Source organism: Bacillus sp. JJ1503 (assembly GCF_036965125.1).
In the GTDB taxonomy this organism is placed as follows: domain Bacteria; phylum Bacillota; class Bacilli; order Bacillales; family Cytobacillaceae; genus Cytobacillus.
Genome location: NZ_JBALOZ010000240.1, coordinates 6,487 through 23,476 on the forward strand (window position 1 = coordinate 6,487; position 16,990 = coordinate 23,476).

General features: G+C 39.0%; 19 protein-coding genes. All 19 read left to right on the plus strand.

Annotated features, from left to right (window positions below; genetic code table 11):
- The first annotated feature begins 156 nt into the window (after nucleotides 1–156).
- Nucleotides 157–507 carry a Na-translocating system protein MpsC family protein gene (locus V7149_RS17825; protein ID WP_335346952.1) on the plus strand — a complete coding sequence of 117 codons (351 nt, stop codon included), beginning with the start codon at nucleotides 157–159 and terminating at the stop codon, nucleotides 505–507.
- A gap of 258 nt (nucleotides 508–765) precedes the next feature.
- Nucleotides 766–2,094: a nucleobase:cation symporter-2 family protein gene (locus V7149_RS17830; protein WP_335346953.1), complete on the plus strand. Its 1,329-nt coding sequence runs from the start codon at nucleotides 766–768 to the stop codon at nucleotides 2,092–2,094.
- 46 nt (nucleotides 2,095–2,140) lie between these two features.
- Nucleotides 2,141–3,610, plus strand: coding sequence for a dihydroorotase (locus V7149_RS17835; RefSeq protein WP_335346954.1), 1,470 nt, complete (start codon nucleotides 2,141–2,143; stop codon nucleotides 3,608–3,610).
- Between the two features lie 95 nt (nucleotides 3,611–3,705).
- Nucleotides 3,706–4,296: a cysteine hydrolase family protein gene (locus V7149_RS17840; RefSeq protein ID WP_335346955.1), complete on the plus strand. Its 591-nt coding sequence runs from the start codon at nucleotides 3,706–3,708 to the stop codon at nucleotides 4,294–4,296.
- Nucleotides 4,297–4,333: 37 nt separating this feature from the next.
- Nucleotides 4,334–4,879 carry a UbiX family flavin prenyltransferase gene (locus V7149_RS17845; protein WP_335346956.1) on the plus strand — a complete coding sequence of 182 codons (546 nt, stop codon included), beginning with the start codon at nucleotides 4,334–4,336 and terminating at the stop codon, nucleotides 4,877–4,879.
- A complete protein-coding gene (locus V7149_RS17850) occupies nucleotides 4,876–6,213 on the plus strand; it encodes a UbiD family decarboxylase (RefSeq protein WP_335346957.1) in 1,338 nt (445 codons plus the stop codon). Before V7149_RS17845 ends, V7149_RS17850 begins: the two co-directional genes overlap by 4 nt.
- 107 nt (nucleotides 6,214–6,320) lie before the next feature.
- Nucleotides 6,321–6,584: a BMC domain-containing protein gene (locus V7149_RS17855; protein WP_335346958.1), complete on the plus strand. Its 264-nt coding sequence runs from the start codon at nucleotides 6,321–6,323 to the stop codon at nucleotides 6,582–6,584.
- A 13-nt stretch (nucleotides 6,585–6,597) separates the two neighbouring features.
- Nucleotides 6,598–7,584 carry a hypothetical protein gene (locus V7149_RS17860; RefSeq protein WP_335346959.1) on the plus strand — a complete coding sequence of 329 codons (987 nt, stop codon included), beginning with the start codon at nucleotides 6,598–6,600 and terminating at the stop codon, nucleotides 7,582–7,584.
- Nucleotides 7,585–7,609: 25 nt separating this feature from the next.
- Entirely contained in the window at nucleotides 7,610–8,065 is a 456-nt protein-coding gene (locus V7149_RS17865; protein ID WP_335346960.1) for a BMC domain-containing protein, read from the plus strand.
- A 23-nt stretch (nucleotides 8,066–8,088) separates the two neighbouring features.
- Entirely contained in the window at nucleotides 8,089–8,373 is a 285-nt protein-coding gene (locus V7149_RS17870) for a BMC domain-containing protein (protein WP_066288284.1), read from the plus strand.
- Between the two features lie 26 nt (nucleotides 8,374–8,399).
- Nucleotides 8,400–9,110, plus strand: coding sequence for a hypothetical protein (locus V7149_RS17875; RefSeq protein ID WP_335346961.1), 711 nt, complete (start codon nucleotides 8,400–8,402; stop codon nucleotides 9,108–9,110).
- A 13-nt stretch (nucleotides 9,111–9,123) separates the two neighbouring features.
- Entirely contained in the window at nucleotides 9,124–9,402 is a 279-nt protein-coding gene (locus V7149_RS17880) for a EutN/CcmL family microcompartment protein (protein WP_335346962.1), read from the plus strand.
- Between the two features lie 3 nt (nucleotides 9,403–9,405).
- A complete protein-coding gene (ade, locus tag V7149_RS17885; protein WP_335346963.1) occupies nucleotides 9,406–11,214 on the plus strand; it encodes an adenine deaminase in 1,809 nt (602 codons plus the stop codon).
- 87 nt (nucleotides 11,215–11,301) lie between these two features.
- A complete protein-coding gene (locus V7149_RS17890; RefSeq protein ID WP_335346964.1) occupies nucleotides 11,302–11,985 on the plus strand; it encodes a cyclase family protein in 684 nt (227 codons plus the stop codon).
- A gap of 15 nt (nucleotides 11,986–12,000) precedes the next feature.
- Nucleotides 12,001–12,624: an urea carboxylase-associated family protein gene (locus tag V7149_RS17895; protein ID WP_335346965.1), complete on the plus strand. Its 624-nt coding sequence runs from the start codon at nucleotides 12,001–12,003 to the stop codon at nucleotides 12,622–12,624.
- Nucleotides 12,624–13,793, plus strand: coding sequence for a M20 family metallopeptidase (locus V7149_RS17900; RefSeq protein ID WP_335346966.1), 1,170 nt, complete (start codon nucleotides 12,624–12,626; stop codon nucleotides 13,791–13,793). Before V7149_RS17895 ends, V7149_RS17900 begins: the two co-directional genes overlap by 1 nt.
- Entirely contained in the window at nucleotides 13,790–15,127 is a 1,338-nt protein-coding gene (locus tag V7149_RS17905) for a 5'-deoxyadenosine deaminase (protein ID WP_335346967.1), read from the plus strand. Before V7149_RS17900 ends, V7149_RS17905 begins: the two co-directional genes overlap by 4 nt.
- 127 nt (nucleotides 15,128–15,254) lie before the next feature.
- Nucleotides 15,255–15,668 (plus strand): CoA-binding protein, encoded by a 414-nt coding sequence (locus V7149_RS17910; protein ID WP_335346968.1) that lies wholly within the window; start codon nucleotides 15,255–15,257, stop codon nucleotides 15,666–15,668.
- A 355-nt stretch (nucleotides 15,669–16,023) separates the two neighbouring features.
- Nucleotides 16,024–16,990, plus strand: a 967-nt coding sequence (locus V7149_RS17915) for an ATP-binding protein (protein ID WP_335346969.1), incomplete at its 3' end; no start/stop codon positions are given.

The following is a 16,990-nucleotide window of genomic DNA, read 5'->3' on the forward strand; positions in this document are numbered from 1 at the left end:
AGATATATTTGACCAAAAATGTTAAAATTTTAAAAAAGTTTAAGTTGATTTGTAGTGTAATAGCCATGTCAATATTTTGTCAAGTGTAAATTTTCAGATAATACTATTGACAATAAAACTTGCTTTGTTTAATATAGTGAGTAACGGGAGGCAATTATGTCTATTATTTCTATACATACCCATCAATCTTTAAAAAAGGATATTGCTCATCTTTATAACCGAGTCAACCAAGAAATTCACGGTGTCGGAGTAAAGAAACAGCGAATAGAAATATTTGATGACATGGTAATCATTTTTGCTCAGCATAAACGGGTCCAGTCGCTTCAAATGCTTAGTAAAAATTTCCAACATTTGACTATTTCGGTTGATTCAGCATTAAGTGTTGAATTCAAATCGTTATTTAAAGATCAGATTGAAGAGATGCTGCCTTTTAAAGTGAAGACCATTTTAAAAGATTACGATCCTGTTACGGAAGAATCATGTACAATCATTTATTTTAAAGAATAATAAGCTATCAATTTTGTTTGGGAGAGCTGTGCAAGCCGCAACTACTCTTAACCATTTTGAAAGCGGTTCCTTTAGCTTTTGTTTAACGGAAGTTATATGAAACCGCAGTAGTAGATCATCATCTTATGGAAGATGTTTTCTATTACTGCGGTTTTTTATATACAAATTTCTATTTTTGGAGGTGATTTATTAGGAAAATAGCGAAATGCATCCCGAGTTTATACAGAAGATACATTTTGTAAATATGGGGGGCTGACCTTGGAAAAGCTAAATCCTGTTAAAATTGGAACTTTAGGATTTCAGCATGTATTGGCAATGTATGCAGGTGCTGTCATTGTACCTTTAATTGTAGGACCTGCAATTGGATTGAATGCTCAACAACTTGCATATTTAATCTCGATTGATCTATTTACATGTGGGATAGCAACATTATTACAGGTCATAGGCGGAAAGCATTTCGGTATAAAATTACCTGTCATTTTGGGCTGTACATTTACAGCGGTAGGGCCGATGATAGCCATTGGACAATTACAAGGAATAACCGCGATTTATGGCGCCATCATTGTCTCCGGAATTATCGTCATGATATTATCGCAGTTTATGAGTAAAATTTTGCGTTTTTTCCCTCCTGTTGTCACTGGTTCAGTTGTTGCTATTATTGGGGTTTCCTTAATTCCAGTCGCAATGAATAATGCTGCTGGTGGGCTGGGCTCTCCCGATTTTGGCAGCTCCAAAAATTTATTCTTAGCCATACTTACACTGATTCTAATTATCTTAATGAATCGTTTCTTCAAAGGATATATGAAAGCAATTTCTGTCCTGCTATCGCTAATTGCAGGAACAATAGTCGCATATTTTATGGGAATGGTTAGCTTCGTGGAGGTTGCTAATGCTTCCTGGTTTCATATTGTTCAGCCTTTCTATTTCGGTCTGCCTACTTTTAATGCCTCAGCTATTTTGACAATGACCTTAGTCGCCATTGTAAGTATGATAGAGTCCACTGGTGTATTTCTAGCATTAGGGGATGTTTGTGAACGAAAACTAGAATCCAAGGATATTAAAAAGGGATTAAGAGCAGAAGGGCTTGCAGTTGTAATTGGAGGAATATTTAATGCTTTTCCTTATACATCATTCTCTCAAAATGTTGGCCTTGTAGCTCTAACTAAAGTAAAAACTAGAAACGTTGTAATCTCTGCTGGGGTCATACTAATGATTTTAGGACTTTTGCCTAAGATCGCAGCTCTAACTACCGTCATCCCTATGGCTGTCCTGGGCGGTGCCATGATTCCAATGTTTGGTATGGTGATTTCATCAGGGATTAGAATGCTTTCAGCTGTAGATTTTACTAAAAACGAAAACCTCTTAATTATTGCTTGTTCCGTTGGAATTGGATTAGGATCTGCGGTAGTTCCTGCTATCTTTGGCAGTCTTCCAACAGGTGCCCGTTTACTCGTTGAAAATGGAATAGTAATAGGAAGCTTGACAGCCATTTTACTAAATGTGGTCTTTAATTATAAGGATTTAAATATATCTAAAGATGGGCAAATGAATCAGTTAAAAACTGAACACTCAATGGATGTCCTTTAATAATCTGCATAAAGCAGAAATAAAAATAGCAGAAGGGGTATAAACTATGGATTTAATTCTGAAAAATGCGAATATTCCACAAGGAGATCGCCAAGTCTTAACGAATATACTAGTAAATGATGGAAAAATTATTGGGTATTCCAATGACATTAGCTTCTTAAATGCTACACAGGTTATTGATGTTGAAGGCAAGCTAGTTGTTCCTGGTTGTATTGACCCGCATACACATTTTATGGATCCAGGCTTTACCCATAGAGAAACTTTTGCAACTGGAAGCCGTTCAGCAGCAGCTGGCGGATTGACAACGATCATTGATATGCCATGCTGCAGCAAGCCTTCTGTTCGGGATGGGGATAGTTTCCAAAAGAAAATAGGTCCGATTCGTGACCAAGCATATATAGATTATTGCTTTTGGGGAGGAATGACGGGAGAAGATGCCCGTGAAGGCTGGATCGATAATATTTATCCGCAAATTGATGAAGGGGTTGTCGCTTTTAAAGTGTATATGACACCTTCCGTACCAACTTTCCCAAAGGTTTCAGATGCTGAAATGCTTGAAATCTTTAAACATGTGGCAAAAACAGGTTTGCCAATAGGTGTGCATGCTGAAAACTATGATATTTGCACTTTTAACTCTAAGAAGCTAGAAAAAGAGGGGCGTTTGGATGGTCCAGCATGGGCAGAGGCCAGGTCCAGTCTAGCTGAAAAGGTCGCAATCGAATTAATTCTAAGCTTTGCCGAAGCAACAGATGCCCGTGTCCATGTTGTGCACATGAGTACAAAAGAGGGAGTGGAGCTAGTGAGGGCCGCTAAGAAACGGGGGATTAAAGTTACTTCTGAAACTTGCCCTCATTACCTCGTACTAAACGCACAGGATTCAATGTCAGAACGTGGTTCATATGCAAAAATTGCTCCTCCATTGCGCGGTAAGGAAGACAATGAATCTCACTGGCAGGCACTTGCCGATGGAACAATCGATTTCGTTGGAACTGACCACGCTCCATATGAAATAGCAACAGAAAAAGAATATCCAGGAGCGACGATTTGGAATACTTTCCCTGGTATTCCAGGAGTAGAAACAATGGTCCCTATCCTAGTAAGTGAAGGACTAAATAAAGGCCGTCTATCACTATCACGTTTTGTAGAGGTTACGAGCAGGAATGCTGCCATTCATTATGGCATTTATCCGAAAAAGGGATCAATGGAAATTGGCAGTGATGCTGACTTCACTATAATCGACCTTGAAAAGGAATATGTCATTGATGAACAAAAAACCGAATCAATGGCGAAGTATAATCCATTACATGGCTTGAAATTAAAAGGAAAGCCAGTACAGACAATAATCCGCGGAAACGTTGTTTTCGATGAAGATAACGGTGGAATTGTCGGAGAAGCAGGCTATGGAGAGTACGTGCCTCGTCAAAGTATTCAGAGACTAGAAAGAACATTAAAATATGAAAAATATGAAGCCGTAAAAGTAGAAACAAAGGAAGCTGAAGCTGTAACACAAAATTGATGTTTTAGTTTTCAATCATGTAGATTCGAATAGTTTCATATATTGATATAACAAAAAGAAAAATGAAATCAGTTTTCTGAAAGGATGAAAGATAAGTGGAACTTAAAGGAAAGAAACATTGTGTTGTGGTAATTGATATGCTCAATGATTTTATTGGTGAAAATGCAGCTCTTCGCTGTGAAAGTGGTGAAAAAATTGTCCCTAAAATTAGGGAGCTAATCGATTTTGCTCACGATTTAGATATTCAGGTAGTACACGTACAGGAGGCTCATCGAAAAAATGACAGGGATTTCCGTGTAAGACCTGTTCATGCTGTAAAAGGCACATGGGGATCAGAGTTCATACCTGAGCTGCAGCCGGAAGAGGATAAGGGTGACTATGTCGTTCAGAAGAGAAGACATAGTGCATTCAGCTATACCGATTTTGATCTGTTCCTTAGGGAGGAGGAAATAGATACAGTCGTTTTAACAGGCGTATGGACAAATGTTTGTGTTCGCAGCACCGCATCTGATGCTCTATATCATGGATATAATGTAATCTGTATTTCCGATGGAACAGCGTCTCAAGATGATGATATGCATGTTTCCGGATTAAGAGATATTGATATTTTCGGAGATATCATGACAACAGAAGAATATAAAGAAGCAGCGAAAAATAAATTCTCCCTAGACGAAAAGGTTGTTTAATATTAACACTCATACAGACCGAAAAAGAAGAATTTTAGTGGGTATTACTGGGGCTAGCGGATCATTGTATGGATATACTTTGATCCGCGCTCTTCATCAATTAGGAATAGAAACGCACTTAATTGTTACGGAAATGGGAGAGAAAGTAATGCAGTTTGAGTGCGGGGTTAAGATGGAGGAGCTTAAAGAATATGCCACTGTCCATAGTAATAAAAATTTGTTTGCATCGATAGCAAGCGGATCCTATTTGACAGACGGGATGGTTATAGTCCCTTGTTCCATGAATACACTTGGGGCCATTGCGAATGGTGTCGGCGATACATTGCTAAGCAGAGCGGCAGGTGTAGTTTTAAAAGAAAAACGAAATTTTATTATCGTTCCAAGGGAAGCCCCATTTAATCTAATACACTTACGGAATATGACACTGCTTGCTGAGACAGGTGCATGTATCATGCCAGCCTCCCCAGGATTCTACCATAAGCCAACAGAAATATGGGAGCTGGCAAACTTCATGGTAGCCCGAATTTTAGACATGCTTAATATTGATCATCGACTGCTGGAAAGGTGGGGGGAAAATTCATGATACCTGTAACAATGAGAGCATTATTAGATGACTGGGAGAATAGAGGCCTCCTATATCGAATTAAACGAGAAGTAGATCCCCGCTATGAATTAGGTGCTGTTGTAAATACGAAAAATGGAAAGCAGCCATTCCTCTTTGAAAAAGTCAAAGGGTATCAATCAGCAATGGCAGCAGGATTAGGCGGAGATCGTGAGCTAGTTGCTGATAGCATGGGAATACATGCTTCGGAACTGATCCCTAAAATCATTAACTCCATTGTTAATCCAATCCCTACAACTTTAAAGGAAACTGGACCTGTACAGGAAAATTTAGTAACAGGCGATTTCGATTTAGCTGACCTGTTTCCAATACCGACCTTTCACGAAGGGGATTCAGGTGCCTATTATGTATCAGGGATACTTGTTGTAAAGGATGTAACAGGAAAGAAAAGGTATACATCTATAAGGAGAATGCAGTATCTAGGCGGAAATCGAACAAATATTTTAATTACTTCGCGAGAGTTATTGGAACAGTATTCATATTATGAAAAACTGGGTGAGCCAATGGAAGTGGCCGTTATGTTTGGGGTAGTGCCAGCTGTCGTTTTGAGTTCCCAGATTAGTACACACCTATATCATACGGATAAATTAGACGTTGCGGGGGCTTTACTTGGACAATCCTTAGATGTTGTTCGCTGTAAGACAGTGGATATAGATGTTCTAGCAGAAGCGGAAATTGTTTTTGAGGGCCGAATGTTACCGAATGAACGTGAGATGGAAGGGCCATTTGGAGAATTGGCCGGTTATTATGGGTTTAGATCCCCTCAGCCAATCGTGGAAATATCTGCTGTAACCTATCGGAATCAAGCCATAAACCAGACCATTTTCCCTTCAAGCTATGAAGAAAGACTGCCAATGGCTCTAGTTCGGGAGGCGACCTTATTAAGTACTGTTAGGCAAGTCGTGCCGAATATTAAAGGTGTACATATTCCGATGGGAGGTGTTGCTCGCTACCATGCTGTCATTCAAATCGAGAAAAAGTCTGAAGGGGATGGAAAGCAAGCCGCACTTGCTGCATTTGCTAGTGATAAAGATTTAAAGCATGTCGTTGTCGTAAACGATGATGTTGATATTTTCGATTCAGACGATGTTGAATGGGCGATTGCAACTAGGGTTCAGGCCTCTAATGATGTATTTATTGTACCTGGAGCTAAAGGTTCTCCACTCGAATCCTCCCATAACCTAAGAGGTGTTTCCGATAAAATGGGAATAGACGCCACATATCCTTTAGGAGAGGAAGAAATGTTTAAAAGAACATCCATTCCAATTGAAGTCAATCTTGAAGATTATTTATAGAGGAACTAGAAAAATCAAATGAAACTGTTAAAGTTTTCTACCTGAATGAAAAAAATATAAGTTCATTTAACTAGTTCATCATATTGACCTTGGAAAGGGGGATGGAAATGAAGGCAATTGGGATGATTGAAACAAGGGGATTAACAGCTGCTATAGAAGCACTTGATTCCATGGCCAAAGCAGCCAATGTTAGTTTAGTAGATTTAAAACGAGTCGGTTCTGGTTTAGTGACTGTAATTGTAGAAGGAGATGTTGCAGCTGTAACTGCCGCTGTTGAAGTGGGGAAAACGGCTAATTCTAAGACCGGAGGAGAGTTAGTATCCTTTAATGTCATTCCTCGACCGCATGCAGAGCTTGCTAAGATTCTCTAGGAGGTGATTACGCTTGTCAGAATTCATGAAAAATATTGTTCAGGAAGTATTAAAGCCAGCTAATAAGCCGAGAGAGAATCCTCTTTTTAACTGGGGGAATTCAAGGTTTGTTTATTCGAAATCCACTGTCAATGACAACAAACAAGAAGCTTCAAAACAATCGATAGCGGGAATAAATCGTCCAAACTATCAGCAAAAAAATATCCAAAAAAGATTAGCTGGAGTGCCTGCTAATACTAATAAAGATCTAATCAATCATTCATCCAAAAATGAACAAAGAAATGTTCATACTAAAACGGGGAGTAGTGATTCCATTACAGGTTCCATATCTAAACTGCAAAAAATCTCTCTTGTACAAGGTAACCAACCATTAAATAAGCCTCAAAAAGGTTCATATGTAAATAACCATTTTAATGAAGAAAGTAAGTTTATCGGCCAAACGAGAAATGGAATAAAAGCTTGGGTCTATTCTGGTCTATCTGAAAAACTGATGGAATCATTTCAGAGGCCGCTAAAGTCACATTCCGTTGGGGTCATTTCAAGTGAACAATCGTCAATCGGCCAGTTATTTCTAGTGAATGAGATTTTACGAGAGTATTCGGCCATGAAATATAGTTTGTTATGGGAAAAAGAAAAAAGCAGTGGCTTTATTCTTGAATTGTATGAAGAAGATACCGCCAAACTAACCGAGGCCGTAAAAACATTATTTCAAAAACTTTCTCACCATTCTTATAAGCCTTTACAGCTTTTTAAAGTTCATTCTCCTAGTCCATGGTTAACAAAACAGCTTAATTTGAATGCTCATGTAGATGGGGTCGCTGTACTTGATGGAATAAATCATTATTCATCCATTCTTATATTAGATCGTTTATTGAAAAAATCACCAAATATAAATTTCAACTATACCGTAGAGAAAGGGTATTTACTTCTTTATGGTCCATTCATAACGATTTCAGAAGTCTCTGCCGAATTACTTAAGGAAGCTGAGAGGTTTAAATAACTTTATATGACTGGAGGCTATGTAATTGCAAGCACTAGGATTAATAGAAACAGTGGGCTATTTAACAGCTGTTTCTGCTGCAGACGCTGCAGTTAAAGCCGCGGATGTAGAAATTGTAGGCATCGAAAAAGTAATTGGCGTAAATGGGTATCTGGGTGTTACGGTCCATTTCAGCGGGGATGTCGCCGCAGTTAAATCTGCTGTGGATGCTGGTAAGGAAGCTGCAGATCGTATTGGAAAGGTAATTTCCTTTCATGTGATTCCAAGGGCTCACAACGAAGTAGCAAGTAAACTATTACCTCATTTTAAACTTGAAGAGAAGAGCTTAATTAAGAAGGAAGGCTCTGAGGAGAATACGGAGAGAGCTGAAGCGAAGGGAAAAAATATAAAAGGCTCAATGAAAAAGGGAACCACTAAAAAAGCGGAAAATGATATAACGGAAAACAGTCAATCAGAGGAAGACAATAACAAATCAAATTAATCATTATGAGGAGGAAATAAATCATGGGTGAAGCATTAGGATTAGTAGAAACAAAGGGTTTAGTTGGTGCAGTAGAGGCTGCTGATGCAATGGTTAAGGCAGCAAATGTAGAAATTTGCGGCTATGAAAAGGTTGGCTTTGGACTTGTAACTGTCATGGTAAGAGGAGATGTAGGGGCTGTTAAAGCAGCGACAGATGCGGGAGCTGAAGCGGCAAGCCGTGTTGGAGAATTGGTATCTGTCCATGTTATCCCTAGACCTCACAGTGAAGTGGAAAGAGCCCTATTATCTAAAACGATTGGTGAATAAATATGAGCTCAAATAAGCAGAGTGTAATGATGAAACACACTCTGCGCGAGCTGTCTAACCGAAACAGCTACAGTAAGAGCCTACAGAAAAGACCATATGTCCTGGCTCTAATTACCTCTCATTTGATTGGAATGGAACCAGGACTTTTATATTTAAAAGACCTAACTAGTAAACAATGCATGCTTCGAATCTCAGTGGAAGATTCGATTTACTCACATGACGAAAGAAATGACCTTGCGAGAATAATTGGCAATGATGATTGGATTTGTCATCAGCATTTATCAGAAAAAAATAAGATTGATATAGTCTTTCTCCCAATCCTGTCATTTTCGCTAGTATCAGATATTCTTTCCTTCAATGAACAAAGACCTTTTGTCCGTCTGATTCTTCATAGTTTAATGACTGGTAAGAAAGTCATCGCATTAAAAATAGGGATAGACGCTAATCATCAGCTATGGCGGGTGAAGGGTATGGATAAAGGATCTCAAGCGTTTAAAAGAAAACTGAAGGAACAGATGATTCAGTTAAAAGGGTTAGGGATAGACCTTATCAATGAAGATGATAATTTTGATGCTTTTCTTAATCATTCACTAAATAAATCAATTGTTACCGCAGAAACAATACGATATTTGCATCAACAAAATCAACATACATTGAGTATGTCAAGTCAGACTATCATTACTCCCCTTGCCAAGGATATGGCAAGAGAGTTGAATATTGCAATAATTACAGAATAAGGGGACGATCTTTATGCACATGGGAATAGTGGTTGGCCGGGTAACTGCTACGAGAAAAGATGAAAATCTAGTAGGGACGAAGCTATTAATTACACAGCCGATTGGATTAGATGGACAGGTACTGCCAAACCCCATTATTACCGTTGATACTGTTGGAGCCGGCATAGGTGAAAGAGTGATCTATGTGACAGGAAGCATGGCTTCACGAGCGATCAGGAATAAAGAGGCACCCATTGATGCTGCAATTATTGGAATAATTGATAGTTTGGAAGGAACGATGATAGGGGGTTAAACGGTGGACGCTCTTAAAATAAAAGAGGCTATTCAATATCGAAAATTAATTGATGTATTATTGCATCCACATCAATATGCGGACATAGTCCTTAGAGGCGGGTATTTTATTAATGTAATCACCCGTGAAATATATGAAGCAGATGTTGCCATTAAAGGACAATATATTTTGATGGTTGGAGATGCAAAGGATCTGATTGGTCCGAAAACAACGATAGAAGATGTTAAGGGGAAATTTATTAGCCCGGGCTTTATTGATTCTCATATGCACTTTGAAAGTGCCATGCTGACATGTACGGAATTTTCAAAGCTGTCCATACCGACAGGGACGACAACATTAATTGGCGACCCGCATGAGATTGGTAATGTTCTCGGTGTTCATGGAATGAAAGCGATGATTGAAGAAGCGAAAACCCTTCCAAATCGCATCTTATTCACTGTTCCCTGTGCCGTACCTGATGCTCCTGGACTAGAAACTTCAGGGTATGACGTTTCAGCTAAGGATATGAAGGACTTATTAAATGATCCATATGTTCAAGGAATTGGCGAAATTCAAAGCTTTAGTAATATCCAACCAGTTTATCAACATGCCCCTGAATTAATAGATGATCTAGTGGCAGCGGTCTCCTATGCAAACAGTATTGGTAAAACTGTCGAGGGAAATGCTCCTGGATTATTTGGGAAAGAACTGGCAGCACATATTATAAGCGGAGGCACACATGTTTCTTGTCATGAAACGACTACGAAGGAAGAAATGGTTGAAAAGTTGCGTTATGGAGTAAGTGTGTTTATGAGGGAAGGATCCTCCCAACGAAATATGGCAGAGTGTATCCGTGCCATTACAGAGGATGGATTGGATTCGAGACGAGCGATTTTAGTATCAGATGATATGGTTCCTGCAGATCTCCTGAAATATGGACATATGAATGATATTGTCCGCAGAACGATCGCGGAAGGAATTGATCCTGTCGAAGCCATCCAAATGGCAACCATTAATCCGGCTACTCACTTCGGGTTTAAGGATGTAGGAGTGATCGCACCTGGTAAAAGGGCAGATATTGCCGTTATTAGTGATTTAATGAATATGACGATCGATCAAGTATATCTCAGTGGTAAAAAAGCTGCTGAAAAAGGCGAACTAACTATCGACATAGCCCCGTATATTTATCCTGAAAGTGTTAAGAAATCGATTAAAAGAAAAGCAGTTACAAAAGATGAACTCACTATTAATGCTACAGGATCCCGTGTAAGGGTAAGAGCTATTGAAGCCATCCCTTTCCAAAATTTAACGGGCGAGGGCGAGTATACTCTGAATGTAAAGGATGGAATTGTCCAGCCTTGTCTGAAGCAGGATGTATTGCCATTACTTGTTGTTGAACGTCACGGAAGAACAGGAAAAGTAGGGAAAACATTCTTGCATGGCTTTGATTTAAAGAGCGGAGCCATTGCAGAAAGTGTTGCCCATGATACTCATAATATTATTGTGACAGGGACGAATTATGAGGATATGGTAACCGCAGTCAATCGTGTCATTGCAATGGGAGGTGGAATTGCCATGATCAAGGAAAGTAAAGTGGTTGGAGATCTTCCGCTCCGTGTAGGTGGTCTTATGACAGATGAATTAACCGGTAAGGAAATGAGTGATAAGGTTGATGAGCTTTCCAGACTTGCAAAGGAAGAGCTTGGTTGCGGAATGGAGGTTCCATTCATGCACTTATCCTTCTGGTCACTAGTCACAAGTCCGAAGTGGAAAATTACTGATATGGGATTGATTGATGTAGACAAGTTTGAGGTTATTCCTACGATTATTTAAAAATACATCAAGAAAAGTCGTCGCAGGAACAATCGCCCTTTGATTGTTCCGAAGGCGCTTACGCTTTTTGAATTGGAGGGAAAAATTATGGGAGTCAGATTAGTAGACTTAACTCAGGAAATCTATCATGGGATGCCAGTCTTCCCTCTTCATCCATCTACGATGATTTTTACTAATATTACACATGAAGAATCGGAAAAAAAGATAGGGTTTCCATTTGCAACAAACAATTTAATCATTAATGAACATGGGCCAACCCATAGTGATGCTACATACGAGTATGATCCAAATGGGAAATACATTGATGAAATGCCATTAGAATATTTCTATGGTCCAGCCGTTTGCCTTGATGTCTCACATGTTCCGACAAATCGTTATATTACGAGTCAGGATCTTGAGAGTGCCCTAAATAAATCGGGTCAGTTTATCGAGAAGGGGGATATCGTTCTTCTCTATACTGGCCATTATAACAGGTCGTATGGCACAGATGCATGGTTAACTACTTATACAGGTCTTGATTACCAAGCAGCTAAGTGGCTAGCAGAGAAAGGCGTTGTCAATATCGGCATCGATTCTCCGGCAATCGATCATCCAGATGATCCCAAGTATTCCGGTCACCTAATTTGCAGGGAGTATGGCATGACCAATACGGAAAACCTTTGTAATTTGGACCAAATAGCCGGTATGAGATTTTTATACTTCGGGCTTCCGCTCAGGATTCGGAAAGGAACTGGCTCCCCAATCCGGGCAGTTGCTGTTTTTATTGAATAAACGGAGGGTGATTTTATGAGAGAAATCTTTAATAGGGACAGAATTCGTGAAGAAATAGTCATTCCTCCCTACGAAGGCAGAAGCGCTTTTTTAAGAAAAGGCGAAGAGCTTATTATCATTGATCTGGATGGGAAGCAGGTTGGGGATTTTGTTTGTTTTAATCATGCAGATCCTCAAGAATATGTATCCCCCGTTCATATGAGAGCATCATTAAGCAGTATTCGGTTAAAAAAAGGCGATTTATTATACAGCAATAGACGCCGACCTCTTATGCAGCTAGTAGAAGATACTGTCGGTGTCCACGATATATTTTTTCCAGCCTGCGATTATTATCGGTATAAAATGGATTTTGATCACGATGATCATCCAAATTGCTATGACAATTTAGAAACAGCTTTAAAGAAGTTTAATATTCATCCAGCTATTGTTCCAGATCCTATTAATCTATTTATGAATAATGTGCTGGACGATCAAGGCGATTATGTGATTGAAGAGCCACTTTCAAAGCCAGGAGATTATGTGAGGCTCAAGGCCTTGGAGGACGTGGTCATCGCCTGTACAACATGTTCGCAAGATATGGCACCTGTAAACGGATGGAAGGTTACATCTCTAAAAATGCAAATAGTGGAGGCAGAATAATGGATGATATTCAATTCCTTCAGGAGCTTCTGCGGATCAATAGTTCAAATCCTCCAGGTAATGAGCATGAGGTAACTGAGGCTTTTATTGAACGATGTAAGATGAAGGGCATCCCCTTTAAAATGACTTATCTTGAGAAAAATAGGAGCAATTTTGAGGTGACACTCAAGGGCAGTGGTGATAAGCATTTATTTCTGTGCGGCCATATGGATACGGTTTCCCCTGGAGAGGCTGAATGGCAGTATGCCCCTTTTTCAGGGGACATTGTAGAAGAAAGGATTTATGGCAGAGGGGCTTCAGATATGAAAAGCGGCTTGGCCGCCATGTATTTAGCATTAGAATCTTTAATTTTGGAAAAAAAGACACCTCCAGCCACTATTACATTTTTGGCAACAGCTGGTGAAGAAGTCGATAGCTGCGGAGCTAGGGCGTTTTTAGAAGGAAATGACGATCGAGTCATTGATGCACTAGTAATCGGTGAACCGACAAATGAAAAGGTTGTGGTTGGACATAAGGGAGCACTTTGGTTAGAAATTAGCACATATGGAAAAACCGCTCACGGGTCTATGCCAGATCAAGGAATCAATGCTGTTGATCATATGATGCAAATAATAAATGTGTTAGATTCACTAAAAGTTGAGTGGAAACTAGAAAAGGAACCTCTTGGAAGCAGTAGCCTTGCGGTTACAATGATCAATGGGGGGATTCAAACGAATGTCATTCCGGATCGATGTTCAATTCGGGTGGATATACGTACAGTTCCTCCACAATCACATGACCATTTAATAGAACTGCTAAATCAAAAACTTAATAAACTTGTTGAAAATAACGAGCTCCATCAGTTCAAGATAACGAAAGTGTTAGACCGTCCACCTATTCTTACCGCTGTTTCATCAGATATTATTCACTGTGCATTAGAAATAAAAAATGAAGAGGACTCAAATTGCTTTGGTGTTTCTTATTATACAGATGCAGCTGTATTAAATCCAAGAAGCGAAATCCCTACATTAATCTATGGACCAGGTGATGAGAAGCTTGCCCATCAGCCAAATGAATGGGTAAGTATTGCTGCCTATAAAAGATCGATCGATTTTTATAAATCATTAATTTTGAACTTTGACGAAAAGAAAGCCGATATGACAAGCCAGTTACAAGGAGGTGTAAAATGAGCAGCATTCTCATTAGGAACGCAGAAATCGTTACGATGAATGAGAAGGAAGAAATTATTACAGGAGATATTTATATTGTAGATGACAAAATTGTTGAAATCGGACAAAATCTCCGCCATTATGCAAGTAAAATTATTGATGCTTCAGGACGCACGGTGATACCGGGATTTATACAAACTCATATACATTTATGCCAAACATTATTTAGAGGGCAGGCTGATGACCTTGAATTAATGGATTGGTTAAAGCAAAAAATTTGGCCTCTGGAAGCATCTCATGATGAGGAATCCATTTATTACTCAGCGATGCTTGGCATTGGGGAACTATTACAAAGTGGAACAACAACAGTTGTAGATATGGAAACTGTTCATCATACAGATTTTGCTTTTAAAGCAATTGCGGAAAGCGGAATTCGCGCCCTAGCAGGGAAGGTCATGATGGATAAGGGAGATGAAGTTCCAGTTCTCTTAAGGGAAAATACGCAAGAATCCATTCAGCAAAGTGTCGATCTGCTTGAAAAATGGCATAATCATGATGGCGGCAGAATCCAATATGCCTTCTGCCCTCGTTTTGTTGTTTCATGTACGGAGGAATTATTAACAACAGTAAGGGATCTTTCAAAGCATTACAATGTCAGAGTCCACACACATGCCTCTGAAAATTCCACTGAAATTTTGTTAGTAGAAAAAGAACATGGAATGAGAAATGTTGTCTACCTTGATAGCATTGGGTTAGCGAATGAGCGTTTAATTCTGGCACATTGTGTGTGGCTGGATGAAGAAGAGAAAAGAATTATTAGAGAGCGCGGAGTTAAGGTCAGCCACTGTCCAGGATCTAATCTTAAGCTCGCTTCAGGAATTGCTGAAATTCCGTCATTACTTAACTCACATGCACATGTAAGTCTAGGTGCTGACGGAGCACCTTGTAACAATAATCTGGATATGTTCAATGAAATGAGACTCGCTGCTATTATTCAAAAACCTATCCATGGACCAACAGCCATGAATGCAAGAACTGTATTTAGAATGGCTACAATCGGGGGAGCAAAAGCAGTTGGAATGGAAAATGAAATTGGCAGTATTGAAACAGGGAAGAAGGCTGATCTCGCTATTTTGAACTTAAATGATTTCCACACATATCCATCCTCAGAAATTGATCCAATTTCCAGAATTGTTTATTCAGCCACAAGAGCGGATGTTGAAACAACGATTGTGAACGGAAAAGTACTAATGGAAAATAGACAGATGATTACGATTGATAAGGCAGTTATATTGAGAGAATCAGATATATCCATAAAGCGATTAGTGAAAAAGTTGGAAACAGTATTGTACTAAAGGTGTTTCGATTTTAAATAACATGTACCCTCCCTTCAGCCAAGAAGAGTCCATTATTAGTAAAATAACCTACTTTTCGGTATGATATAGATAAGCAAGTAAAGCTATTAGTAGGAGGGTACATATTATGTCTGTTGAAATTCCAAGCAGGGAAGAGCTCGGTGTTATTCTCAAAAAGTCAAAAAAAATTGCGGTAGTTGGTTTAAGCGGTAATCCTGAGAGAACATCCTATATGGTGTCGAAGGCTATGCAGGATGCAGGATATGAAATTATTCCTGTTAATCCAACAGTTGATGAAGTGCTCGGTGTAAAGTCTGTCAAAAGCTTAAAGGATATTGATGGTCATGTTGACATTGTCAATGTTTTTCGCCGTTCAGAGCATCTGCTTGAGGTAGCTAAAGAGTTTGCTGAAATAAATGCTGATGTATTTTGGTCACAGCTCGGATGCATAGATGAGAATGCCTATAATTTCTTAAAGGAAAAGGGCTACACAGTTGTTATGGATCGCTGTATTAAGGTAGAACATGCATTAACAAAATAATGCAAAAGACATGAGATCTTTATAGGTCTCATTTTTTATTTTTTGAAAAAGCAGCTATCGAAACAGCCATAAATCAGCTAAAATTAAAAATCTTATTTGCCAAATTTGAATAAATAGATACAATAAAGCATAGACGCTGAATAAAATATGGTAAAATATATATAAGGAACACTCGTTCTTATCCGCTTTTTCTATCATATAAAGGATAATTATTTTTTAGACGAATACGCTAAATGAATGTATAATCAATTTTGTTTCAATGATTACGCTCATTTCTTTATATAGATACAAAAGCAAAGTATTGATCATTTTTTTATTAGCAATTCTTTTTTGCAGTAATGAAAGGGGTATGTTTGTGGCAAGAAATCAGGAAGCTTTTGACTATAATGATGATGCCATACAAGTACTCGAAGGGCTTGAGGCAGTTAGAAAGCGCCCGGGTATGTACATTGGGAGTACAGATGCGAGAGGGCTACACCATCTAGTATATGAAATTGTCGATAACGCTGTCGATGAAGCATTGGCAGGTTACGGTGAACAAATCATTGTCAAAATACATAAAGACAACTCAATAAGTGTTATTGATAAAGGGCGCGGGATGCCTACTGGAATGCATCGTATGGGCAAACCAACTCCTGAAGTGATATTAACCGTCTTGCATGCTGGAGGTAAATTCGGCCAGGGCGGGTATAAAACAAGCGGAGGACTCCATGGTGTTGGTGCCTCTGTAGTGAATGCTCTTTCTGAATGGCTTGTCGTCACCATTAAAAGAGATGGGATTGTTTATGAACAACGCTTTGAAAACGGCGGCAAACCGGTAACAACTCTTGAAAAAATAGGAAAAACAAATCAAACAGGAACAACCATCCACTTTAAGCCAGATGAATCCATTTTTTCAATAACTACGTATAATTATGAAACATTATGTGAGCGGCTGCGTGAATCGGCATTCCTATTAAAAGGAATGAAAATAGAAATTATCGATGAAAGGCATAGTCTTCAGGAAGTCTTTCATTATGAAAATGGGATTGAAGCTTTTGTTGAATATTTAAATGAAGAAAAGGATGTTTTGCATTCAGTCGTTAGCTTTGAGGGTGAGCAAAATGGAATAGAAGTAGATTTTGCTTTCCAATTTAACGATGGCTACTCGGAAAATGTTCTTTCCTTTGTTAACAATGTTCGGACTAAAGATGGCGGGACACACGAGGCTGGCTCTAAAACAGCGATGACGCGTATATTTAATGAATATGCTAGAAAGGTTAATCTTCTAAAGGAAAAAGATAAAAATTTAGATGGAGCCGATATTCGTGAAGGGTTTACTG